This is a genomic window from Pseudomonas neustonica, from assembly GCF_003797945.1.
GTDB classification, from domain to species: Bacteria; Pseudomonadota; Gammaproteobacteria; order Pseudomonadales; family Pseudomonadaceae; genus Halopseudomonas; species Halopseudomonas neustonica.
In genome coordinates this window covers 13,833-36,554 of sequence record NZ_RKKU01000007.1, presented here as the reverse complement: position 1 = coordinate 36,554, position 22,722 = coordinate 13,833, and the positions used below count along the sequence as shown (strand labels likewise).

The window sequence follows — 22,722 nt, the reverse complement described above, 5'->3', positions numbered from 1 at the left end:
CGCTTATGCCATAGCGGGTGTGTTCTCGCTCCAGCCTTGCAACACATCGAGCCACTGCGCATCATCATTCAGGCAAGGCACCAGCACCAACTCCTCGCCACCTGCGGCAATGAATTGTTCGCGCGCTCGATCACCAATCTCCTCCAGGGTTTCGATGCAGTCGGTAACAAACGCCGGACAAGCCACCAACAGGCGCTTCACGCCCTGCGCCGCCAACTCATCGATACGCGCTTCGGTATAAGGCTCAATCCACTTGTCGCGTCCAAGGCGCGATTGGAAGGACTGCGACCACTGATCATCACGCAAGCCCAAGCGTTCAGCGAGCGCTCGGCTCACAGAGGTGCACTGCGCGCGATAGCAGCTCGCATGCGCTGGCGACGGACGAGAGCAGCAGTCCGGCGTCGCCAGACAATGGCTACCCGTTGGGTCCGCTTTTCGCAGATGCCGCTCGGGCAAGCCATGATAGCTCAACAGCAGAAAATCGAAGCCTTGCTGCAAATGCGGCTGAGTGCGCTGAGCCAGGGCATCCAAATATTCCGGGCGGTCGTAGAAAGGGGGCAGCACATTCAACTTGATCTGCAACCCATGCGCCGCGATCACACGCTTGGCCTCGACAATAGACGTGGTGATGGTGCTATCCGCAAATTGCGGGTACTGCGGCATGAACAGCACCTCTTTCACCCCCGGCGTGGCGGCCAGCTTAAGCAGCCCCTGCTCAATGGACGGTTCGCCATAGCGCATTGCCAACTCAACCGGCATATCAAGGCGTGCCTGCAGCGCCTGCTGCACCCGACGGCTGATCACCACCAATGGCGAACCCTCTTCCCACCAGATAGAGGCATAGGCATGGGCAGACGCCTTGGGCCGGGTCAACAGGATCAAGCCCACCAACAACCGACGCAGCGGCCAGGGAATATCGATTACATAAGGGTCCATCAAAAACTGATTTAGATAGCGGCGTACATCACTCACTTGAGTGCTCTTGGGTGACCCCAGATTAACCAGCAAAATCCCACGCTCAGACATCGAATACTCCGCTATTACAATTCATTTTTGGTTAAGTAACCGCCGCCAGCGCCTTGTCCAGGTGCGGGTACTTGAAACTAAAGCCCTCAGCCTCTGCCTTGGCAGGCAGCGCCCGCTGTCCGGTCAGCAGCAGACGGGACATTTCTCCCAGTGCCAGCTTGAGCACAAAGCCCGGCAGAGGAATGAAAGCCGGTCGGTGCAGCGCCTTGCCCAGCGCGCGCACAAACTCCCGGTTGGTTGCCGGATGCGGCGCAGTAGCGTTGTAAGGGCCACGACAATCAGGTGTTTGCAGCATCCATACGATCAGGCTGACAACGTCATCCAGATGAACCCAAGGCATGTAATGCTCGCCGCCGCCGATAGGACCGCCCAAACCCAACTTGAACGGTAGCTTGAGGCGATCCAAAAAACCGTCTTTGGTAGCCAATACCAGACCGGTACGCATGATACACAAGCGCACGCCATAGGAGTTGGCACGCTTTGCGGCGGCCTCCCAGGCATCGCACAGCGTATGGGTGTACTCCGATCTGGGCGGGCTTTGCTCGGTAATTTCAGCACTCCCCCCATCGCCATACCAGCCAACTGCCGAGCCGCTGACCAGCACGGCAGGCTTTTCCGATTGGCGCCCTATCCACTGTACAAGTTGCTCGGTCAACGACACTCGACTTTCCCATAGTTCGGCCTTGCGTTTGGCTGTCCACGGCTTATCAGCGATGGGAGCACCCGCGAGGTTGACCACCGCATCGAATGCCTGGCCGTCTAGCTGCTCCAGCTCTGCCACACCCTTAACCTGCGCGCCACAGAGCGAAGGCACTTCAGCGGGGCGTCGGCTCCACACAGTGAGCTGGTGCCCTTCAGTCAGCAGACGTCGGCACAAGGCTCGACCTATCAGACCGGTACCGCCGGTGAGCAGTATATTCATCACTATCCCCTGTCGATAAATATTCCAATTAAACACCTCTGCCTGCGGCTATCAATACGCCGCAAACAAACCAGTTCGCAGTTCATTGCTGAAATATGATACAGGCAAAGAGAATATCTTATACAAAACTATTTTTATGTATAATTTTAACCTATAACACTGATTAACATTTATTGAGGAACACCATGAGCCACACTCCAAGAGTAGCGATTATTGGCGCCGGCATGTCGGGCTTAAGCGCCGCCAGCAAGCTGCGTGAAGCAGGAGTTCAAGTCACCCTGTTTGATAAAAGCCGCGGCAGTGGTGGGCGCATGAGCAGCAAGCGCACCGATTTTGGCACCTTTGACATGGGTACCCAATACTTCACAGCGCGCGACCCAGGCTTCGCCGCTGCAGCGGCAAGCTGGGCAGACGCCGGCCTGATCAGTACCTGGCAACCGCGCCTATTTCGCTACGACGAGAAAGGCTTGATCCCCTCTGACGACAGCCAGCAACGATTTGTCGGTACACCGCGCATGACCGCACTTAGCCGTGGGCTGCTGGCAAGCTCCGAGCTGGTCAGCGGCACCCGCATAGAACGCCTTGAGCGGCAGGCGCAGCAATGGCACCTCGTGGATAGCCAACAAACGCTGCACGGTCCCTACGATCAGGTAATAGTTGCCGTTCCACCGGCACAAGCAGCGCCCTTGCTTGCGGGCGTTGCCAACCTGGTAGCACCAGCGAGCAACAGCAGCATGGAGCCGGGCTGGGCAGTGGCGATCACACTGCCGCAGAAACTGGATAGCAGCGCAGACGCCGTGTTCGTTCGCAGCGGCCCACTCGACTGGATTGCACGCGAGGCCAGCAAGCCTGGTCGAGCCAACAGTGAAAACTGGGTTTTGCAGTCAACCCCCGCCTGGGCTGAGGCCCATCTGGACGATGACCCCGCGCAGATCGTAGATGCGCTCGTTGCTGCCATGGGTGAGGTACTGGGCATACATATTCCCACACCTGTCTTTCAGCAGGCCCACCGCTGGTTGTATGCCCGCCCCGCTGCAGATTGCGAATGGGGCGCGTTGGCCGCACCTGAACAAGGCATTTATGTCTGTGGCGACTGGTGCCTGGGGGGGCGACTGGAGGCAGCCTGGGTAAGCGGTCAGCAAGCCGCGAATGCCGTACTGAGCGTGCAATGATGGCCGGCCAAAACCGCTTCAACCCACGCAAGCTGATGCGCTCAAAGTGGACAGCGCGGCAGCCGCAACATCGTGAAAAACACTTCATGGTCACCGCCTGTCACTGGAGCGAGGACGAGAGCACACTGCTGAGTATTGAGCTGGAAGCCGTGCTGACGGGTCGCTGCCAGCAGCTTGACTGGCAGGATTTACACGATGCCGATACCTGGCAGCAGGGGTGGAAGTAGGCTGAAGATAATTCCTGTAAATCACTTGTACAAGTATGGATCTTATGTACACTTATTCTTGTACACGAAAAACATTGACGTACAAGCACGGCAATTATCACAGCAAGAGGTGCCACATGCAGGCAACTATCGAGCAGCCCATTCCCGTAGGCATTAGCCAATGCCTGATGGGCGACGCTGTGCGCTTCAACGCCAGCCACAAACATTCGCCGCTGTGCACCCAAAAGCTGGGACGTCTGTTCGCGTTGAAGCCTTTCTGCCCGGAGGTGGCCATTGGCATGGCGACGCCCCGCCCCGCCATTCGACTCGTTGGCGAGGCCGCCTCGCCGCGGGTACTAGGCAGCAAAAATCCAAACATGGATCTGACGGTGCCGTTGCAACACTACGCCGAGCAGGTCAGCCAGGCACATCCTGAGCTTTGTGGTTTTATCCTGATGCAGAAGTCACCCAGCTGCGGCATGGAGCGGGTGAAGGTATACCGTGACAACGGTCACCCGGCTGATGGCACCGGCAGCGGCGCTTTCGCCGCACGGTTAATGGCGCGCAATCCTCTACTGCCGGTAGAAGAGGAAGGACGTCTGCACGACCCGGTACTCTGCGAGAATTTCGTTACCCGAGTCATCGTCTACTCGCAATGGCGGGCGCTGCAACGCGATGGACTGACATCTACGCGGCTGCTGTCATTTCATGCCCGCCACAAGTACCTGGCCATGGCTCATCAGCAAAATCTCTATCGGCAACTTGGCCCCCTGCTCGCCGACTTGCGTCAAACAGATCTGTACACCACGGCCGAACGTTACTTCACGCTGCTAATGCAATGTTTGAAGACACCGGCAAAGCGCAGCGGCCATAGCAATGCCCTGCAACATTTGGCTGGGCATTTCAAAAGAGTGCTCAAACCCCAGGAAAAACAGGAGCTGAGCCAGCTGATCCATGACTATCGTCGTGGAACCGTTCCACTGGTGGTTCCTATCACCCTGCTCAAACATCATCTGCTCAACCATCCAGACCCTTATCTGGGAGAGCAGGCCTATCTGCAACCGCACCCGGCTGAACTCAGCCTGCGCAACGCCATCTAGGCCAACCATGACCAACCATAAACCTGCCATGCTGCCCATTCGTGATGCCGCTCGGGAAACGGGCGTAAACCCGGTCACCCTGCGCGCCTGGGAAAGACGCTACGGGCTGGTAAAGCCGCACCGTACCGCCAAGGGGCACCGGCTCTACTCCGCTGACCAGCTACAGCAAATACAGCAAATCCTTACCTGGCTGGAGCGTGGCGTGGCTATCAGCCAGGTAGCGACCCTGCTACGTGAGCAACCAGAGCCGAGCACGCCTGAACTATCGCTGTGGCAGCACCAGATAGACATCTTTCTGCTAAGCCTTTCGCGCTTTGACGGTCGCCAGTTGGCAAGCCAATACCGCGAGCTCATGGCGCTATATCCCGCACAACTGGTCTGTGCACAGTTACTTGAGCCCGTGCTCGATGAACTGGAGCAGCGTCCGGCAAACCACTACGGCAACCAACTGGAAAAGCAGTTCCTGCAATCCTGGCTGCATAACCAACTTACTTCCCGTTTGACGCAGGAGCAGGAGCATAACCAGGGCGCGCGACTAGTCCTCGCCAATCTCTCGGATACCAGCCCAGAACCGCGCCAAAGCTTACTCTGCATGCTACTCAGCAGCGCTGGCTATCAACTGGTGATGCTGGAAGGTCAGGTGCCCGCCAGCGAGCTGACGCTGCTGCACGAGCGCTGTCCGCTGCAAGCGATGGTGCTAATCAGCAGCCAGCGCATGGAGTCAACACAGCTGGAACGCGAGCTGCCGAGGCTCAATGCGCAAACGGACTGCCAGCGCTTCGCTGTAGGTCCCATCATCCAGATGCACGCGAATGAGCTGAGCGCCAGCGGTATTAAACTTCTGAGCAACAGCCCCGCTAAAAGCTTTGAACTCCTGCATCAGCAACTGGCAGCGCCGGAGGCCTTGTCATGACAAAACCGGCGACGCTATCTCTGTGTTGGCTGCGCGCAGACCTGCGCGTCAACGACAACCAGGCTCTGTATCAAGCCGCGGAGCGCGGCGCGGCAGTCGCCGTTTTTATCGCCACACCCAGCACCTGGCAAGAACACGACGATGCCCCGATCAAAGTCGACTTCTGGCGTAGAAACCTTGCTGCGCTGAGAAAAGACCTGCAAAAGTTGAATATTCCACTGCTGCTTCTGCACGCAGATAGCTGGTCACAATGCCCGAAAAAACTGCTCGACTGCGCGCAGAAGCTGGGTGCAGATGCGCTCTTCTTCAACGATGAATATGGCGTGCACGAACAAGCTCGCGACGACGCAACACAAGACACCTGGCAAGAAGCTGGCTTGCAGTGCGAGCGCTTTACCGACCAGCTGCTGTTCGTGCCCGGGAGCCTCAGAACCCAGTCTGACACCATGTTCAAGGTCTACAGTCAGTTCAGACGCAAAGCCTACGAGTCACTGCACAGACACTTGCCGACCTGCTATCCAGCGCCAGCCAAGCAAGAGGACACAGGCATCGAAAGCAGTGAGCTGGCTGATCACTTCAGCGGCTATACCCCGGCAAGCGAAGATCAGCAGCAGCTCTGGCCCGCCGGAGAACAGGCGGCGCAACGACGCATGTCGTATTTCTGCGAACAACTGCTGGAAGATTACGAAGAGTCTCGTGATCGTCCTGACCTCGACGGTACCAGCCGACTGTCAGCTTATCTGGCTGCCGGCGTGCTCTCGCCGCGCCAGTGCCTGCACGCTGCGCTACAACTGAACCAGGGCGAATTTGATAGCGGCAACCCAGGCGCCGTCAGCTGGATAAACGAGCTGTTATGGCGCGAGTTCTACAAACATATTCTGGTCTGCTACCCAAGAGTTTCAATGCACCGGGCCTTTCGACCCGATACCGAAGCGGTGGAGTGGCGTAATGACCCAGAAGGTCTGCGCGCCTGGCAACAGGGTAAAACCGGTATTCCCATCGTCGATGCTGCAATGCAGCAGCTGCTGCAAACAGGCTGGATGCATAATCGTCTGCGCATGATCAGCGCCATGTTTTTGAGCAAAAACCTGCTGATTGACTGGCGCGAGGGTGAGCGCTGGTTTATGCAGCACCTGATTGACGGTGACCTGGCTGCCAACAACGGCGGTTGGCAATGGAGTGCTTCTACCGGCACCGATTCGGCACCTTATTTCCGCGTATTCAACCCGCACAGCCAGTCACTCAAGTGCGATCCTGATGGCCGCTTTATTCGCACCTGGTTGCCTGCGCTCGCTGGACTATCGGCTAAACAGATTCACAGCCCTCCGGCAGCAGACATGTTCAATCAACTCGATTATCCCGCGCCCATCGTCGACCTGAAAAGCAGTCGCCAACGCGCCATCGATGCCTTTCGCAACCTGGGAGAATCGCCATGAACGCCAGCCAATTCGCCAACGAGTTTGCTGAGGGCTTCGCTGCGTTAGACAAGCATAACCTTGCGCGCTTGGCCGAGCTTTATCATCCGCAGATTCATTTCACCGACCCCTTACACGATGTAAATGGGCTGGAAGCGCTGCGCAGCTACTGCGAAAACCTCTACAGCAATGTCAGCGACTTGCAGTTCGAGTTTCTGCAATGCAGCGGTATTGATGAGGGCCAGGCAATGCTGCGCTGGAACATGCGCTACAGCCACCCAAGGTTAGCCGGCGGCAAGACGATCTGCGTCCCTGGCTGCACTCTGATTCAGTTTCGCGACGGCAAAGTGTATCGCCATATCGACTACTACGACGCCGGCGCCCTGCTCTACGAACACCTACCCGTGCTGGGCCGAGTAATTGCCTGGCTCAAAAGGAGATTGGCATGAGCATACAGAAGCGAGTCTGGTTGACTGGCGCGTCCAGCGGGATGGGGCTGAACATGGCAGAACAGCTGGCGGCACAAGGCCACAAACTGGCACTGACAGCCCGCAGTGCAAAACCACTGCTTGAGCTGGCCGAGCGCTATCCGGGGCAAATCCTGGTTATTACCGCCGACTTGACTGATCTCAACGCCGTACAGACCGCAGCCGAACGAATCAACTCTGCGTGGGGGGCGCTGGACCTGGTGATTCTCAACGCCGGTACCTGCGAGTATATGGACCTGCCGACGTTTGATTCGGCGTTGTTCGCCCGCGTCATGCAAACCAACGTACAAGGTACGGTGCACTGCATTGAAGCGGCACTGCCATTGCTGCGTGCCGGCACAAAACCCCATCTGGTTGGCGTAGGTAGCAGTGTCACTTACGTTCCGCTGCCGCGCGCTGAGGCCTATGGCGCGTCCAAGGCCGCAGTGCGCTATCTGTTTCAATCACTGGAACTGGACCTGGCTCAGTGGGATATCAAGGTCAGCCTGGTCAGCCCGGGCTTTGTCGATACACCACTGACCGCTGCCAACGACTTTCCCATGCCCATGCAGGTGAGCAGCGAGAAAGCTGCGCGCACCATACTGCGGGGCATTGAGCGCGGACAGCGCGAAATACGCTTCCCCACCGTTTTCATTTCCATCCTACGCCTGATCGGCAGCTTGCCGGCGGCGTTACGGGTACTTTTAACCCGCCGGCTGGCGCGACCGGCCAGCGAAGAGGGCAGTAACTAATGCGCGTTGCAATCATAGGATCAGGAATATCGGGGCTGGTCTGCGCCCGCCTGCTCTCACGCCGTCACGAGGTGACCGTATTTGAAGCCTCCGACTGGGTCGGCGGCCACACCCACACCGTGGACGTGAATGTTGGTGGTCGCGATTACGCCATCGATACCGGCTTTATCGTGTTCAATGACTGGACTTATCCCAACTTCATCAAGTTGATGCAACAACTCGGGGTGGAATCACAGCCTACCGAAATGAGCTTTTCGGTCAGTGACCCCAAGAGTGGTGTTGAGTACAACGGCAATACACTGAGAACCCTGTTTGCGCGCAAACGCAATCTGATTTCACCGGGTTTTCTGATGATGCTGCGCGATATCCTGCGTTTCAATCAGGAGGCGCAGCAAGACTTACGCGACGGCACCCTGGGGCAAAACCCGACGCTGGGTGACTACCTGCGCGAGCGGCGCTACGGCAAACGCTTTACCGAGCACTACATCGTGCCCATGGGCGCAGCGATCTGGTCAATGCCGCTAAAGGATATGCTCAACTTTCCGCTGGAATTTTTTGTCCGTTTTTTCCGCAATCATGGCCTGCTGGCTATCAAGGACAGGCCTCAATGGCGCGTGATCTGTGGTGGCTCGCGCAGCTATGTGGCGCCGCTCATCGAGCCTTTCAAAGACCGTATTCGCCTATCTACGCCAGTACAACGGGTGGAGCGCAACGAGCGGGATGTGGCCATTTTTACCGCTGCGGGCGAAGAGCGTTTCGACAAGGTGGTATTTGCTTGTCACAGCGATCAGGCCCTGGCCCTAATGGCCGACGCAACGGCGGCGGAGCAAGAGATTCTGGGCGCCATCGGTTATGCCGATAATGATGTGGTACTGCATACCGATGCCAGCGTGTTACCGCGCCGGAAACTGGCCTGGGCCAGCTGGAACTACCGGCTTGGCGATACGCAGGAAAAACCGGCTGCCCTCACCTACAACATGAACATTTTGCAGGGTCTGGAGGCGGATGAAACCTTCTGCGTCAGCCTGAATCAGACCGAGCAAATCAACCCGGACAAGATTCTGCGGCGCTTCACCTACGCCCACCCGCAATTCAGCCTGGCCGCGGCCCAAGCCCAGGGGCGCTGGCAAGAACTGTTGGGTAAAAACCACAGTTTCTTCTGCGGAGCCTACTGGGCAAACGGTTTTCATGAAGATGGCGTGGTCAGTGCCCTGCGTGTTACCGAAGCCTTTGGTGAGTCAATCTAATGGCCTTGGCCAGCGCACTGTACAGCGGACTTGTCCGCCACCGCAGGCACGCTCCGCGCCAGCATGCGTTCAAGTACCGTACCAGCCTGCTGCTGCTGGATCTGGATGAGCAGCGTGAGGTGTTCAGTCTGAGTAAACTCTGGTCCGGTCGCTGGTTCTCACCAATGCGTTTTCGAGAAAGCGACTACCTGAGCAACGAGCGTCTTGCAGACGAATCCCTGAAAGCCTGTGCCCAGCGTGTGGTAACCGACCAGCTGGGGGTAATTGCTGATGGCTCGATACAGCTACTTACTCAAGTACGCAGCTTTGGCTTCGTCTTCAACCCGGTCTCGTTTTTCTACTGCTACGACCGTGCGGGTCTGCTGCAGGCAATCATCGCCGAAGTAACCAACACCCCGTGGCATGAGCGCTTTTGCTATGTCATCAAGGCAGACCCGGATAGCACAGAGCAACAGGTTGAAACCCGAAAGGCTTTTCACGTTTCTCCGTTTCTGCCACAAGACCTCGATTACCGGATGCGCTTCAGCCAGCCCGCAGAACACCTGCGAGTGCATATGGAAGACTGGGACGGAGCACTCAGGCTATTTGACGCCACTCTGACGCTGCAACGCCAGCCGCTCAGCCGCAAGCTACTGCGCCGTGAGGCTCTCTCGTTCCCGTTTATGGTGTTGAAAACGCTGGCCGCAATTTACTGGGAGGCCGGACGTTTGCTGCTCAAACGCACGCCGATATTCGACCACCAAAAAACTAAAACCACCCTGCAGTCCTCCTCCGCCGCGACAGCCAAGGAGCAGTCCGATGACACACACACCTCCTGAGCAAACTCCCGTGTCTCCATCCAAGAGCTCACGCACTAGCAGTAATCAGCCGGCACCGCTCCGCAGCCTGGCTGGCAGCAACAAGGAAAGCTGGTTGACCCGGCTCAGTCGACAAGCTGTTTTGCGACAGCTCAGGGCACTGAATCGAGGCACTCTCAGCGTCCACGAGAACGGGCAAACGCTGCATTTTGGCCAGGCTGACAGCGATGGACTGCACGCCGAAATCCATGTGCACGACGCTGCCGCCTACTCCACCATTGCCAGCAACGGCAGCGTGGGCTCCGGCGAAGCTTATATCCATGGCTTCTGGTCGACGCCAGACCTGACCGCAGTCACCCGCCTGTTCGTGCGCAACCTGGACGTGCTCGATGCCATGGAAACGGGTATCGCTCGCCTTGGCGCTCCAGCGCTAAAGTGGCTGCACTGGCTAAATCGCAATACGCTGGATGGATCGCGGCGCAACATTCAGGCCCATTACGACCTGGGCAATTCACTGTTTGAGAACTTCCTCGATCCCAGCATGATGTACTCCGCCGCCATCTTCCCGCCAAGCGAAGATGACCTGGAGCAAGCGCAGTGGAATAAACTCAAGCGCATCTGCAACAAGCTGGAGCTGACCGCCGATGACCACCTGCTGGAGATTGGCACCGGCTGGGGCAGCATGGCGATCTACGCTGCCACCCATTATGGCTGCCGCGTCACCACGACTACCCTGTCTGACGAGCAATACGCCTTTACCGCCCAACGTATCCGCGAACTGGGTCTGGAGGACCGTATTACCCTGCTGCTCAAGGACTATCGCGAGCTGGAGGGGCAATACGACAAACTCGTCTCCATCGAAATGATCGAAGCGGTTGGCCATGAATACTTTCGCAACTATTTTGAAACCTGCGCCGCGCGTCTCAAGCCACACGGACTGATGCTGCTGCAGGCAATCACCATCCGTGACCAACGCTATGATCAGGCGCGACGCAGCGTCGATTTCATCCAGCGGTATATCTTCCCGGGCGGCTCTCTCCCTTCCATCAGTCTGATCGGTGAGCTGACGCGCAAACATACCGACCTGGCTATGCTGCACTTGGAAGACATCGGCAGCCACTACGCCAGAACCCTGCGCCACTGGCACCACAACCTGATTGCTGCACGTGGCGAGCTTCAGCATCTCGGGTATGATGACGCCTTTTTTCGGCTCTGGGAGTTCTACCTTTGCTACTGCGAGGGAGGTTTTATCGAGCGCTCGATTGGCACTGCTCAAGTATTGTTGAGCAAGCCAGACGCCAGACCCAAGCTGGACCTTTACGCCATGGGGGAATGAAATGCCAATCCGGCTGATTGCCAACGCCCTGCTATTTCAAGCAGCCTGGTTCGCTTGTGTCATGGGGGGGACCAGTTGGTGGTTGCTGATACCGACGGCTGCGCTCCTGATTCACTTCATCTGGATCAGTTCATGGGCGGCGGAGGGTAAGCTGGTGGTCAGCGTCGCCCTGGTAGGAGCGGCGATAGACTCTTTTCTGTTGCAACTCGGGGTATTTGACTTCGCCAGCACGGATACGCTGGTGCCCATTTGGCTCGTATTGCTCTGGGCGCTATTGGCAACCACGCTCAATCACTGCCTGGCCTGGACCGCCAAACCTATCTGGCTGGCAAGCATCCTGGGCGCCATATCAGGACCTTTGTCCTACTTCACTGGCAGCGCGCTGAACGATTCGGTGATGCTACCCCTGGGAACCCAGCATACAGCCCTGATACTTGCGCCGATATGGGCACTCATATTCCCTCTGCTGCACGGTTTCGCTCATCTCTATCGTGAGCAGTTTCGGCTGCTGCAAATGTCACGACGAGACTAGAAAGTCTCGTCGAACTGGCGGCTAGATGTCGAAGCGATAATAGAGCGCCGTCTTATTGATGCCTGGATTACTCTCATCGAGACCGGCGTTCGAGTAGTGGTAATAACGCAAGCCTAATTCCGAACCAGAGGCAAACCGCACACCGGCGCCAAGGCGGTCTTCAAACTGGAAATTGGATCCCAGATCACGCTCATCATCCAGGTCTGGCTCAGAAAACACCGAGGCCCCTATACCCGCCTCAAGAAAAGGTGTCACACCACCATTATCCGGACCAAAGTCCAGGCGAAACATAGGCGTCAAAGAGATGCTATCGCTGCCCAGGCCACTCCAGTGAGTCAAACCGGCATCCCAGTAGCCACCCAAGGCGACGGCGCCGCCGTCACTACGCCAAAGGGGGTTGGTAAAATCAAACTGCGCCCCCACGCGATAGGTCTGCGTGGACTCATTGGTCTGACCTACCTCGAAAGTCAAACCATCCAGCGCCCAAGCAGAGGAACTAAACGCCATGACTGACAGCATACTGCCCAGCAGCAAGCTCTGTTTTCTCATCCTTTAATCCTTAGCTTCTCGTTAAAAACACAGTAAATAGACTGTGTTTCGGCAAAAAGTTCTCAAACAGGCAGAATGTCTACCGCGCCGTCCACTTTCAGTAAAGTCGGTAATATCGAACCCATCAATTGCGGGTCGCCACTACTCCAGAATCGCGTTATGGCCTGTCCGGGCTCAGCCAGCAGGCCGCTTTCAGCCAGCCTTACCTGTAACTGCCGAGCAACGGCTGCGCCGGTGTCCACCACTTGTATCTGTGCTGGCAAGATGCGTTGCAGCGCAGGTCGAAGAAAGGGGTAATGGGTGCAGCCGAGAATCAGGGTGTCACATCCGGCAGCCAGCAGCGGCGCGGTGTAGCGTTGCAGTAAGGCTTCTACCTCAGGGCCATTCAACTCACCACGCTCAACGCACTCGACCAGACCCGGACATGGCTGGGTAAGCACTCGCACCGAGCCGGCAAAGCGATCAAGTAGCGCAGCGAATTTTGCACTCTGCAGCGTACCGGTTGTGGCCAGCACACCCACTACACCGTTGCGCGTCGCCAGAGCAGCGGGCTTAACTGCCGGCTCCATACCGATAATGGGCATATCAAACTCGCCACGCAGTTCGTTGATCGCGGCCGCCGTCGCGGTATTACACGCTAGCACCAGCGCTTTGGCGCCCTGCTCAAACAAAAACCGGGCAATCAGGCGGCTGCGCTCACGAATCTGCTCTGGCGGCTTTTCGCCATAAGGCACATAAGCACTATCAGCGACATAGAGCAGTGACTCGGACGGCAGTAGCTGCTGAATCTCCTGCAACACGGACAACCCGCCTACGCCAGAGTCGAACACACCGACGGGCGCACTCACGGCAGCGGCCTACCGGAACAGCAACTGCAGGCCGGATCGCGCCGTACGCGCATCTCGCGAAAGCGTGTATCCAGCGCATCAATCAATAGCAGGCGCCCCACCAGAGGCTTACCGAAACCTACCAGTAGCTTGAGCGCTTCGAGTGCCTGCAAACTGCCAACCAGACCCACTAGTGGTCCGAGCACACCGGCCTCACTGCAACTCAACGCAGTATCATCACCTTCGCCATACAGGCACTGGTAGCAGGGGCTGAGCGGGTCACGTGGATCAAACACACTGAGCTGGCCTTCCAACCGAATTGCCGCACCCGAGACCAGCGGCTTAGCTAATGCGACACAGGCCGCGTTTACCGCTTGCCGGGTGGGAAAGTTATCAGAACAGTCCAGTACCAGATCAACCTGAGCAATGGCTTCATGCAACGCCTCTCCTGCCAAGGCAGAGGGAATTTTACGACACACCACCTGCGGGTTGAGCTGCTGTACTCGTTCTTGCGCAGAGTCGACCTTGAGCTGATCGACGCTGTCGCTATGATGAATAATCTGGCGCTGCAGGTTGGTCAGATCGACCTGATCATGGTCTGCCAGCACCAGGGTGCCAACGCCCGCAGCGGCCAGATAAAGTGCAACCGGCGCACCAAGACCGCCCAGCCCGACAATCAGAACCCGGCTCTCAAGCAACCGTTGCTGGCCATCGATGTCAATTTGCGGCAACAGAATTTGTCGGCTGTAGCGCAGTAACGTCTGATCATCCACGCCAGCACCCTCCAGTAACCCGGGGATGGCCGGCCAGATCAGTCCAGCTATCAACGTCAACAAACCCGCGCTCAACCAACAGTGCCTGAACGGCTGCAGACTGTTGCCAACCATGCTCAAGCAAAAACCAGCCGCCCTGCTTGAGATGATCCGGTGCCGCAGCAACCAACAATCGAATGTCGTCCAGCCCATCGGCACCGCTAACCAGTGCACTGCGCGGCTCAAAACGCACATCGCCCTGGGCAAGATGCGGATCGTCTGCGGCAATATAGGGCGGATTGGAAAGAATCAGATCAAAACACTGCCCTTGCAGCGCTGAAAACCAGTTACTTAACAAAAAACGAGTATTGCTCAACCGCAGCCGCTCGGCATTGCTTTGCGCCAAGGCTACCGCGTCAGGCACTCGATCACTGCCGGTCAGTTGCCAGTCGCCCCGCTCCGCCGCCAGCGCCAGCGCAATCGCACCGGTGCCGGTACCCAGATCAAGCACCTGCGCAACGCCTCTCGGCCCCAACTCCAGGCCAAGCTCAACCAGACGCTCAGTATCGGCACGGGGTATCAAAGTAGCGGGGCTCACCTGTAAATCCAGGCTCCAGAAGCCGCGCTCGCCTAGCAAATAAGCCACAGGTTCGCCGGTGCGGCGACGAGCCAGCAGCACCAAAAAGCGCTCAACCTGCTCAGCACTCGGCTGTGCTTCAGGCCAGGTACGCAGATAACTGCGCCCCTTTCCCAGCACATGACATAACAACAGCTCGGCATCCAGAACGGGGCTTTCGGAGTCCGGCAGATTGGCTTGCGCCAGCAGCTCTGCAACCGTCAGGCTCATACGTTTTCCAGCGCCGCCAATTGGTCAGCCTGATACTCGCGCAACAATGGCTCAACCACCGCATCCAGACCACCTTGAATAACCTCATCCAGGCTGTACAACGTCAGGTTGATACGATGGTCGGTGACCCGCCCCTGCGGAAAGTTGTAGGTGCGAATACGCTCGGAGCGATCGCCCGAGCCGACCAGTGAACGCCGTGTATCGGAAATTTCCTTGTCCTGCGCTTCGCGTTGCTGATTCACCAACTTTGCCTGCAACAGGCTCATGGCGCGCGCGCGGTTCTTGTGCTGCGAACGCTCATCCTGACACTCGACTACCATGCCACTCGGCAGGTGGGTCAGGCGAATTGCAGAGTCGGTCTTGTTGATATGCTGTCCACCTGCACCAGAGGCGCGGAAGGTGTCAACGCGCAGGTCATTGGCGTTGATCTCAATCTCGGCCTGCGCGTCCATCTCCGGCAGAATCGCGACCGTACAGGCTGAGGTATGAATGCGACCTTGAGATTCAGTCGCAGGCACGCGTTGCACGCGGTGAGCACCTGATTCAAATTTCAGCTTGGCATACACGCTCTGACCCTCTACGCGCGCGATTATCTCTTTGTAGCCACCATGTTCGCCCTGGTTTTCCGACAATATCTCGATACGCCAGCCCTGACGCTCGGCATAGCGGCTATACATCCGAAACAGATCACCGGCAAAGATCGCCGCCTCATCACCGCCGGTGCCGGCGCGCACCTCGAGAAACACATTGCGCCCATCGTTCGGGTCTTTGGGCAGCAACAGGCGGTTCAACTCCTCTTCCAGCTCTACCAACTGCGCCTCGCTGGCCGCAGCGTCCTCTTCAGCCATCTCACGCAGATCAGGGTCGCTGTCCTTGAGCAAGCTGCGGGCTTCCTCCAGGTCGCCTTTCACGCTGCGCCAGGTTTCATAACATTTTACCGTGGCCTCAAGCTCGGCGTACTCCTTGGAATAGGCCCGAAAACGATCCTGATCGCTGATCACCTCGGCATCGCTGAGCAGCGCTGACAATTCCTCAAAACGCTCGCTCAGGGTATCCAGACGGTTCAACAGGGATGCTTTCATTGTTTGCCTTGTAAGATGGTATGCGCAGCGCTCGAGGGTCTTGCGTTCGGTGCGGCATCGGATGAAGATGTGTTGCTTTGGCTGCCAACGTCTGCGGCCGTTCCGCCCAAGGCGAACAGCTCTTGCGCCAACGCCAACGCCTCGACCCGCCCCTGGGCGCTCATTTGCTTTAACTTGACGCTGGGATCATGCAATAGCTTGTTGGTCAGACCGCGCGCCATTTCGGCCAGCACTTGCGCAGGATCCACGCCGCGCTGCAGTTTCTGTTGCGCCTTGAGCAGCTCCTGGTCGCGCAGTTGCTCGGCCTTGGTGCGATAGTCGCGCACTATGTCCACCGCAGCCAACGCGCGGAGCCGCTGCATAAAGTCATCGGTACCTACCTCAATCAGCCGCTCAGCCGCATTGGCTGCGCCCTGACGCGACCGCAGGTTTTCCTCGATCACCTGATGCAGGTCATCCACGCTGTAAAGATAAACGTCAGCCAGATCGCCTACCTCCGGCTCGATATCACGCGGCACCGCAATATCGACCATAAACATGGGCTTATGCTTGCGCTGCTTGAGCGCTCGTTCTACCGCGCCCTTACCAAGAATGGGTAAGGGGCTGGCGGTGGAGCTGATGATCACATCGCACTGCGCCAGCACGTCTGGAATCTGGTTAAGCACGATTGACTGCCCACCCAGAGGCTCGGCCAGTACTGCAGCGCGTTCGAGCGTGCGGTTGGCGACGATAATCTTGCCTACACCCTGATCGTAAAGGTGACGGGCAACCAGACCGATGGTTTCACCGGCACCAATCAGCAAAGCTGTGCTGCGACCAAGATCAGAGAAAATCTGCTTGGACAGGCTTACCGCTGCAAAGGCGACCGAGACCGGGTTTTCACCAATACGGGTATCGGTACGCACCTGCTTCGCCATATTGAACGTGCTCTGGAACAAGCGATCAAGGTGCGGCCCCAGCGTGCCAGCGGTGCGCGCCGCCTGCCAGGCGTCCTTCATCTGCCCCAGAATCTGAGGCTCGCCCAGCACCATGGAGTCCAGTCCGGCAGCAACGCGCATCATGTGATTAACCGCCCCCGCATCCTGATGCAGATAGCTGCAACGACGCACCTCGTCAGCGGTCATACCGTGAAAGGCAGCAAACCAGTTAACCAGACCGTCTGCATCCAACTGATCCTGAGCGCAATAAAGCTCGGTGCGGTTGCAGGTAGAAAGAATGGCTACTTCCTGAGTGACAGTCTCTTCCCGCAGGCGCAACAACGCGTCCGGTAGCTGCTCAGGTGCAAACGACAGGCGCTCGCGTACCTCCACGCCTGCGGTCTTGTGATTGATGCCCAATGCAATAAAGCCCATGGTGCCTCATGATGCCGGAACGAAACGACTGCTAAAGCGACTAATTGTCCTATGTTACCCCACGTCGATCAATTACCGCTTGGCTTCCGCTCCCAACCTATGGGGTGGCAATTCGCCGCGCCCTTCGCGGTTTTCGCTCGCACGCCTTGCAGAGTATGGGTTTGCGTCACATCCTGTGTCATGATGAAACCAGCCTGGCCGGCGGCCTCCACGTGCCGTCTTAACCAATCCCCAGCGGTGCAGCGTCCCCATACTGCACCGGTTCAACAGCCACCAAAACGTCGCGTATGAGAGTGTCTATGAAGGCTTTATCTATTCCGTCCCCGCTGCTGTTGGCTCTGGGCGGACTTCTGCTTGGCGGCTGCAGTGCGCTGTCAACACCGGAACCAGCTGCGCCAGCACCAGCCGTAGCCGTCGAAAAGCCGGCCGAACCGGTCGAGTATGGCCAGTTTCGTCAGGACACGCTTTACGACCTGCTGACCGCCGAGATTGCCGGGCAGCGCAACCGCTTCGATATTGCGCTCGATAACTATATCTACCAGGCGCGTGAGACCCGCGATGCCGGTGTAACCGAGCGAGCTATGCGTGTGGCCGAATTCCTCGGCGCTGAAAAACCGGCGCTTGATATGGCGCTGCTTTGGGTCGAACTCGATAGTCAGAACCCGGAAGCCCTGCGCTCAGCGGCTATACACCTAGCTCGTACCGGTCAGCACGAGCAGGCCATGGACATGATGCAGCGCGCTCTGGATCTGCATGGAGAGACGCACTTCGACTTCCTCGCCCTGGCCGCAGCCGAAACAGACGAACCAACCCGCAAAGCGCTGCTTGAGAGTCTTTCGCAGATGCTGCAACGCCATCCTGAAAACACCCAATTAGCCTTTGCCAAGGCATTGTTACTGCAACAGGCTGGCCGCTCACAAGAAGCACTTGAGCTACTCGAGCAACATCCCGGCACGGACAAGGCACCCGCCGCCATCCTGCTGCACAGCCGCCTGGTAATAGAAAACGATCCCAAGCGCGCCCAAGAAATCCTCTATCGCGGACTGGAGTCATTTCCGGCAGATACCCGCTTGCGCTTACTCTTGGCCCGCATGCTGGTGAGCTCCGGCGACTACCGCGCCGCTAGCACCCAATACGCCAAACTGGTCAGGGATAATCCGGACGACCCTGACCTGCGCCTGTCTCTAGGGCTGGTCTATCTGGAACTCGGCGACAGCGCTGAAGCCGTTGATCAACTGCAACAGGTGCTGGACACCAATCCAAACAACAACACAGCGCGCTACCATTTGGGCAACGCGCAACTGGCTAACGGCGACCCGGATGCTGCACTAGAGACTTGGCAAAGCATCAACAGCGGCACGGAATTGCTGACTTCTCGCCTGCAGATCAGTCAGCTCCTGGTTAAACAGGGGCATCTGGACGCCCTGAGCGAGCTACTGCAAAAGGACCGCGAAGAGTATCCACAGCACGCACTGACGCTATACCAGATTGAGATTGAAACGCTTGCCGACCAGCCCGAGCAAGCTATCGAGCGAACCAACGCTGCGCTGCGTGCTTACCCAGTGGAAAGCAGCTTATTGTATACCCGCGCCATGCTGAACGAGCAGCTTGGCAACTCCGAGGCCGCAGTGCAGGATCTCAGTACCATTATTGAGCGCGAACCTGATAACGCCATGGCCCTGAACGCCCTCGGCTACACCCTTGCCGACCGTAATGAAAGGCTGGACGAGGCGCTCGACCTGCTGCAGCGGGCCGCCGCACTAGCGCCGGATGACCCGGCAGTGCGCGACAGCCTTGGCTGGGTTCACTATCGACTCGGCAATCTTGATCGCGCAGAGCAGTTACTGAGGGACGCCTTTACCAACTTCCCTGACCAGGAAGTCGCTGCTCATCTGGGCGAAGTGCTCTGGCGCCAAGGGAACAAACGGGAGGCCCGCCAGGTCTGGAAGCAAGGCCTGGAACAGGCACCTGACAGCCAATTGATCCCTGCCACCCGCGAACGCCTGGAAGCTGAGTAAATCATGTCATTTATGCGCACCCTGACCGTCATCCTGCTAGCCACGACTCTCGCAGCCTGCAGCAGCCTGCACCAGAAGGAAACGCTGGAGCTCGGCGGTGACCCTCAGGCATGGAAGCACCATCGTCAGCAGGTAGAACCCATCCACAGCTGGGAACTACAGGGCAAACTGGGCGTGCGGGCACCGCAAGAGTCGGGTAGCGGCACCCTCTTCTGGCTGCAACGCAATGATTACTATGACATTCGCCTGTCCGGCCCCATGGGGCGCGGAGCGACCCGCATTCAGGGTGACGACAAACAGACCACGCTTGAAGTGGCCGGTCGCGCACCCGTCAGTGCCGAATCCGCCGAAGCATTACTGGAGCAGCAAATTGGCTGGCGTCTGCCGGTCGAACACCTGCTCTGGTGGGTACGCGGCCTACCGGCACCAGATGCACCCAGCCGATTGCAGCTGGACACCCATAGCCGCCTCGCGCGGCTGAACCAAAGTGGCTGGACCGTCGAGTACAGTCGTTACCAGCAGGTCGGCGAAGTACAACTGCCGCAGCGACTGCAAATTTCCGGGCACGATCTGCTACTCACCCTCGTCGTCACTGACTGGAAACCCCGAATCCCTGAATGAACACAGCAACACTCAGCCTGCCGGCACCAGCCAAACTCAACCTGTTTCTGCATATAACCGGGCGCCGCGCAGACGGCTACCACAACCTGCAGACCCTGTTTCAGTTTGTTGACTATGGCGACACCCTGCACTTTAGTTGCCGCGACGACGGCCAGATAAACTTGCACACCGAGCTGCCGGGCGTCGCTCCAGAAGACAACCTGATCGTCAAAGCCGCTAAACGCCTGCAAAACGCCACAGGAACATCACTCGGCGCTGATATCACGCTTGAGAAGCGCCTGCCCATGGGTGGCGGTATCGGCGGCGGCAGCTCTGACGCTGCGACCACTCTGGTAGGGCTAAATCGTCTATGGGAAAGCAATCTAAACGACGACCAGTTGGCTGCTATCGGAATAGCCCTGGGCGCTGACGTGCCGGTATTCGTGCACGGCAAGGCCGCCTGGGCGGAAGGCGTGGGCGAAAAACTAACCCCGGTAGAGCTGGAAGAACCCTGGTATCTGGTGGTTATTCCGCCCTATTCAGTCAGTACTGCAGAGATTTTTTCAGATCAGAGGTTGACGCGCGACACATCGCCCATTACATTAGCGGCCTTCCGTGAGGTCGGCGGTCGGAATGACTGCTTACCGGTTGTTGCAGCGCGTTACCCAGAAATTCGTAACACGTTGATCTTGCTAAACAATTATTGTGAGGCTAAGATGACCGGAACTGGCAGTTGCTTATTTGGGGCCTTCCCAAATGAACGCGAAGCTGATAAAGTTCGCGCCCGGTTGCCAGCCACACTGCGAAGCTTTGTTGCCAAGGGTTGTAACGTTTCACCGTTACATCAATTGATCAACAAGTAAGCACTAAGGATGCAGCCGTGCATCCGGATAGTTACAGGGGCGTAGCCAAGCGGTAAGGCAGCAGGTTTTGATCCTGCCATGCGTTGGTTCGAATCCAGCCGCCCCTGCCATTTTCTCTCCGGCAGCAATCAAGACAGAGTGATCCACGTCTGACTGGTTGATGCTTTCTGCACTCCAGACGTGAATCCATAATCGCAAAGACCACTACCCAAAAAAGGTAATGCTGCGTGTCCAAGATGATGGTATTCACGGGGAACGCCAACCCCGATCTGGCACGGCGCGTCGTGCGTGAGCTACACATTCCTCTAGGCGATGCCACTGTTGGCCGCTTCAGTGACGGCGAAGTTAACGTCGAACTGAATGAGAATGTGCGCGGCAAAGACGTCTTCATCCTGCAGCCAACCTGCGCACCGACCAACGACAACCTGATGGAAATGGTGGTTATGGCTGACGCTCTGCGTCGCTCATCCGCCTCACGCATCACCGCTGTCGTTCCCTACTTCGGTTACGCTCGCCAGGATCGTCGCCCCCGCTCTGCCCGTGTCGCTATTAGCGCCAAGGTCGTAGCAGACATGCTCGACACTGTAGGCGTTGACCGCCTGCTGACCGTTGACCTGCACGCCGACCAGATCCAGGGTTTTTTCGACATTCCGGTCGACAATATCTACGGTTCACCGGTACTGATTGACGATATTCAGGACCAACGTTTTGACAATCTGATGATTGTCTCCCCTGACATCGGCGGCGTTGTGCGCGCCCGTGCAGTGGCAAAAAGCCTGGGTGTAGACCTGGCGATCATCGATAAGCGTCGACCGAAGGCCAACCAGTCTGAAGTGATGCATATCATCGGTGACATCGAAGGTCGCAACTGCGTGCTGGTAGACGACATGGTTGATACTGCAGGCACACTGTGCCATGCCGCAAAAGCTCTGAAAGACCACGGCGCGGCGCAAGTATTTGCCTATTGCACGCACCCGATTCTATCGGGCAAGGCAATCGAAAACATCAGCAACTCCGTACTGGACCAACTGGTAGTGACCAACACTATCCCCTTGTCTCCCGCGGCAGCTGCCTGTGATCGTATCCGCCAATTGGATATGGCACCCATTGTTGCCGAAGCGATGCGTCGTATCAGCAACGAAGAATCCATCAGCGCCATGTTCCGTTAAGGAACAAGACGCTGATTTAACGACCCGGGCATAAGCTCGGGTTTTTCATCAATCATCCGACGCACTGGTCGCAAGTGCCCGGATGTTTTTGCAAGGAGACTACTTATGGTCGACTTCTCTCTGAATGCGAATACCCGTAACGACCTGGGGAAAGGTGCGAGCCGCCGCCTGCGTCGTAACGATGCACTGGTGCCCGCTATCGTTTACGGTGGCAACAAAGAGCCGCAGAGCATCTCTATCGCTGCTCGCGAGCTGAACAAAGCACTGGAAAACGAAGCTTTCTACTCCCACGTCATCAAGCTGTCAGTTGACGGCAAAAAAGAAGACGTACTGCTGAAAGCTCTGCAGCGTCACCCCGCCAAGCCGATGGTTATGCATGCTGACTTCCTGCGCGTGGTAGCTGGTCACGAAGTGACTGTTCACGTTCCCCTGCACTTCCTGAACGAAGACACTTGTGTCGGCGTCAAGAAAAGCGGTGGCGTGATCTCTCACACCATGACCGACGTTGAAGTTAACTGCCTGCCGAAAGACCTGCCAGAGTTCATTGAAGTGGACATGGCTGAAGTCGATCTGGGCGATATCGTTCACTTGTCCAGCCTGAAGCTGCCAAAAGGCGTGAGCATTCCTGCTCTGGCCCAAGGCGCTGATCACGATCTTCCAGTCGCCAACGTGCACGCAGCTCGCGTAGCCGTTGAAGCTGAAGAAGATGCTCCAGCAGCTGACGAAGGTGAGGAGTCTGCGGAGTAAACTCCCGCCTGACTCGAGAGGGGCGCCCGTT

24 protein-coding genes and 1 tRNA gene are annotated in these 22,722 nt (G+C 57.6%); 17 read left to right on the top strand and 8 right to left on the bottom strand.

The features are described 5' to 3' along the window. Positions 1-3: 3 nt before the first annotated feature. Positions 4-1,026, bottom strand: a complete 1,023-nt coding sequence (hemH, locus tag EF096_RS07910; protein WP_123889085.1) for a ferrochelatase — start codon at positions 1,024-1,026, stop codon at positions 4-6. A 31-nt stretch (positions 1,027-1,057) separates the two neighbouring features. Next, on the bottom strand, positions 1,058-1,948 hold the full coding sequence (locus EF096_RS07905) for a TIGR01777 family oxidoreductase (RefSeq protein ID WP_123889084.1): 891 nt from the start codon (positions 1,946-1,948) through the stop codon (positions 1,058-1,060). A gap of 185 nt (positions 1,949-2,133) precedes the next feature. Here EF096_RS07905 and EF096_RS07900 point away from each other — a divergent pair, with 185 nt between their 5' ends. From EF096_RS07900 to EF096_RS07850, 11 genes are all read left to right on the top strand, one after another. Further along, positions 2,134-3,120, top strand: coding sequence for an NAD(P)/FAD-dependent oxidoreductase (locus EF096_RS07900; protein ID WP_123889083.1), 987 nt, complete (start codon positions 2,134-2,136; stop codon positions 3,118-3,120). Further along, positions 3,117-3,347, top strand: a complete 231-nt coding sequence (locus tag EF096_RS07895) for a TIGR02450 family Trp-rich protein (RefSeq protein WP_235869667.1) — start codon at positions 3,117-3,119, stop codon at positions 3,345-3,347. The genes EF096_RS07900 and EF096_RS07895 overlap by 4 nt, the downstream gene beginning before the upstream one ends. Positions 3,348-3,463: 116 nt before the next feature. Further along, complete coding sequence (locus tag EF096_RS07890) at positions 3,464-4,426, top strand: YbgA family protein (protein ID WP_123889082.1); 963 nt, start codon at positions 3,464-3,466, stop codon at positions 4,424-4,426. A gap of 7 nt (positions 4,427-4,433) precedes the next feature. After that, a complete protein-coding gene (locus EF096_RS07885; protein WP_123889081.1) occupies positions 4,434-5,339 on the top strand; it encodes a MerR family transcriptional regulator in 906 nt (301 codons plus the stop codon). Beyond that, a complete protein-coding gene (gene phrB, locus EF096_RS07880; protein ID WP_123889080.1) occupies positions 5,336-6,775 on the top strand; it encodes a deoxyribodipyrimidine photo-lyase in 1,440 nt (479 codons plus the stop codon). Before EF096_RS07885 ends, phrB begins: the two co-directional genes overlap by 4 nt. Further along, a complete protein-coding gene (locus tag EF096_RS07875) occupies positions 6,772-7,203 on the top strand; it encodes a nuclear transport factor 2 family protein (RefSeq protein WP_123889079.1) in 432 nt (143 codons plus the stop codon). The genes phrB and EF096_RS07875 overlap by 4 nt, the downstream gene beginning before the upstream one ends. Further along, a complete protein-coding gene (locus EF096_RS07870; protein ID WP_123889078.1) occupies positions 7,200-7,973 on the top strand; it encodes an SDR family NAD(P)-dependent oxidoreductase in 774 nt (257 codons plus the stop codon). Before EF096_RS07875 ends, EF096_RS07870 begins: the two co-directional genes overlap by 4 nt. Beyond that, positions 7,973-9,220 carry an NAD(P)/FAD-dependent oxidoreductase gene (locus EF096_RS07865; RefSeq protein WP_123889077.1) on the top strand — a complete coding sequence of 416 codons (1,248 nt, stop codon included), beginning with the start codon at positions 7,973-7,975 and terminating at the stop codon, positions 9,218-9,220. Before EF096_RS07870 ends, EF096_RS07865 begins: the two co-directional genes overlap by 1 nt. After that, positions 9,220-10,038: a DUF1365 domain-containing protein gene (locus tag EF096_RS07860; protein ID WP_235869666.1), complete on the top strand. Its 819-nt coding sequence runs from the start codon at positions 9,220-9,222 to the stop codon at positions 10,036-10,038. The genes EF096_RS07865 and EF096_RS07860 overlap by 1 nt, the downstream gene beginning before the upstream one ends. Further along, positions 10,019-11,353 carry an SAM-dependent methyltransferase gene (locus EF096_RS07855; RefSeq protein WP_123889076.1) on the top strand — a complete coding sequence of 445 codons (1,335 nt, stop codon included), beginning with the start codon at positions 10,019-10,021 and terminating at the stop codon, positions 11,351-11,353. Before EF096_RS07860 ends, EF096_RS07855 begins: the two co-directional genes overlap by 20 nt. A 1-nt stretch (position 11,354) precedes the next feature. Further along, positions 11,355-11,885: a DUF2878 domain-containing protein gene (locus tag EF096_RS07850; protein WP_123889075.1), complete on the top strand. Its 531-nt coding sequence runs from the start codon at positions 11,355-11,357 to the stop codon at positions 11,883-11,885. 21 nt (positions 11,886-11,906) lie between these two features. On the opposite strand, the gene EF096_RS07845 is transcribed toward EF096_RS07850, so the two are convergent. The 6 genes from EF096_RS07845 to hemA form a co-directional block, all read right to left on the bottom strand. Next, the gene (locus EF096_RS07845; protein ID WP_123889074.1) at positions 11,907-12,434 is read right to left on the bottom strand and encodes an acyloxyacyl hydrolase; all 528 of its coding nucleotides are present in this window, start codon (positions 12,432-12,434) and stop codon (positions 11,907-11,909) included. A gap of 62 nt (positions 12,435-12,496) precedes the next feature. After that, a complete protein-coding gene (gene murI, locus EF096_RS07840; RefSeq protein ID WP_123889073.1) occupies positions 12,497-13,282 on the bottom strand; it encodes a glutamate racemase in 786 nt (261 codons plus the stop codon). Next, positions 13,279-14,034: a molybdopterin-synthase adenylyltransferase MoeB gene (locus EF096_RS07835; RefSeq protein WP_177412308.1), complete on the bottom strand. Its 756-nt coding sequence runs from the start codon at positions 14,032-14,034 to the stop codon at positions 13,279-13,281. Before EF096_RS07835 ends, murI begins: the two co-directional genes overlap by 4 nt. Continuing rightward, on the bottom strand, positions 14,027-14,860 hold the full coding sequence (prmC, locus tag EF096_RS07830) for a peptide chain release factor N(5)-glutamine methyltransferase (protein ID WP_123889072.1): 834 nt from the start codon (positions 14,858-14,860) through the stop codon (positions 14,027-14,029). The genes EF096_RS07835 and prmC overlap by 8 nt, the downstream gene beginning before the upstream one ends. After that, the gene (prfA, locus tag EF096_RS07825) at positions 14,857-15,942 is read right to left on the bottom strand and encodes a peptide chain release factor 1 (protein WP_123889071.1); all 1,086 of its coding nucleotides are present in this window, start codon (positions 15,940-15,942) and stop codon (positions 14,857-14,859) included. Before prfA ends, prmC begins: the two co-directional genes overlap by 4 nt. Beyond that, the gene (gene hemA / locus EF096_RS07820; protein WP_123889070.1) at positions 15,939-17,294 is read right to left on the bottom strand and encodes a glutamyl-tRNA reductase; all 1,356 of its coding nucleotides are present in this window, start codon (positions 17,292-17,294) and stop codon (positions 15,939-15,941) included. The genes prfA and hemA overlap by 4 nt, the downstream gene beginning before the upstream one ends. A gap of 299 nt (positions 17,295-17,593) precedes the next feature. Between hemA and EF096_RS07815 the strand changes: the two genes are divergently transcribed. The 6 genes from EF096_RS07815 (at position 17,594) to EF096_RS07790 (ending at position 22,691) form a co-directional block, all read left to right on the top strand. Beyond that, positions 17,594-19,312, top strand: coding sequence for a tetratricopeptide repeat protein (locus tag EF096_RS07815; RefSeq protein WP_235869665.1), 1,719 nt, complete (start codon positions 17,594-17,596; stop codon positions 19,310-19,312). Between the two features lie 3 nt (positions 19,313-19,315). Beyond that, on the top strand, positions 19,316-19,933 hold the full coding sequence (gene lolB / locus EF096_RS07810) for a lipoprotein insertase outer membrane protein LolB (RefSeq protein ID WP_123889069.1): 618 nt from the start codon (positions 19,316-19,318) through the stop codon (positions 19,931-19,933). Then, the gene (gene ispE, locus EF096_RS07805; RefSeq protein ID WP_123889068.1) at positions 19,930-20,775 is read left to right on the top strand and encodes a 4-(cytidine 5'-diphospho)-2-C-methyl-D-erythritol kinase; all 846 of its coding nucleotides are present in this window, start codon (positions 19,930-19,932) and stop codon (positions 20,773-20,775) included. The genes lolB and ispE overlap by 4 nt, the downstream gene beginning before the upstream one ends. Before the next feature lie 35 nt (positions 20,776-20,810). Then, a tRNA-Gln gene (locus EF096_RS07800) sits at positions 20,811-20,885 on the top strand. A 117-nt stretch (positions 20,886-21,002) separates the two neighbouring features. Further along, entirely contained in the window at positions 21,003-21,944 is a 942-nt protein-coding gene (locus EF096_RS07795) for a ribose-phosphate pyrophosphokinase (protein ID WP_123889067.1), read from the top strand. A gap of 105 nt (positions 21,945-22,049) precedes the next feature. Further along, complete coding sequence (locus EF096_RS07790; RefSeq protein WP_123889066.1) at positions 22,050-22,691, top strand: 50S ribosomal protein L25/general stress protein Ctc; 642 nt, start codon at positions 22,050-22,052, stop codon at positions 22,689-22,691. Positions 22,692-22,722 lie beyond the last annotated feature (31 nt).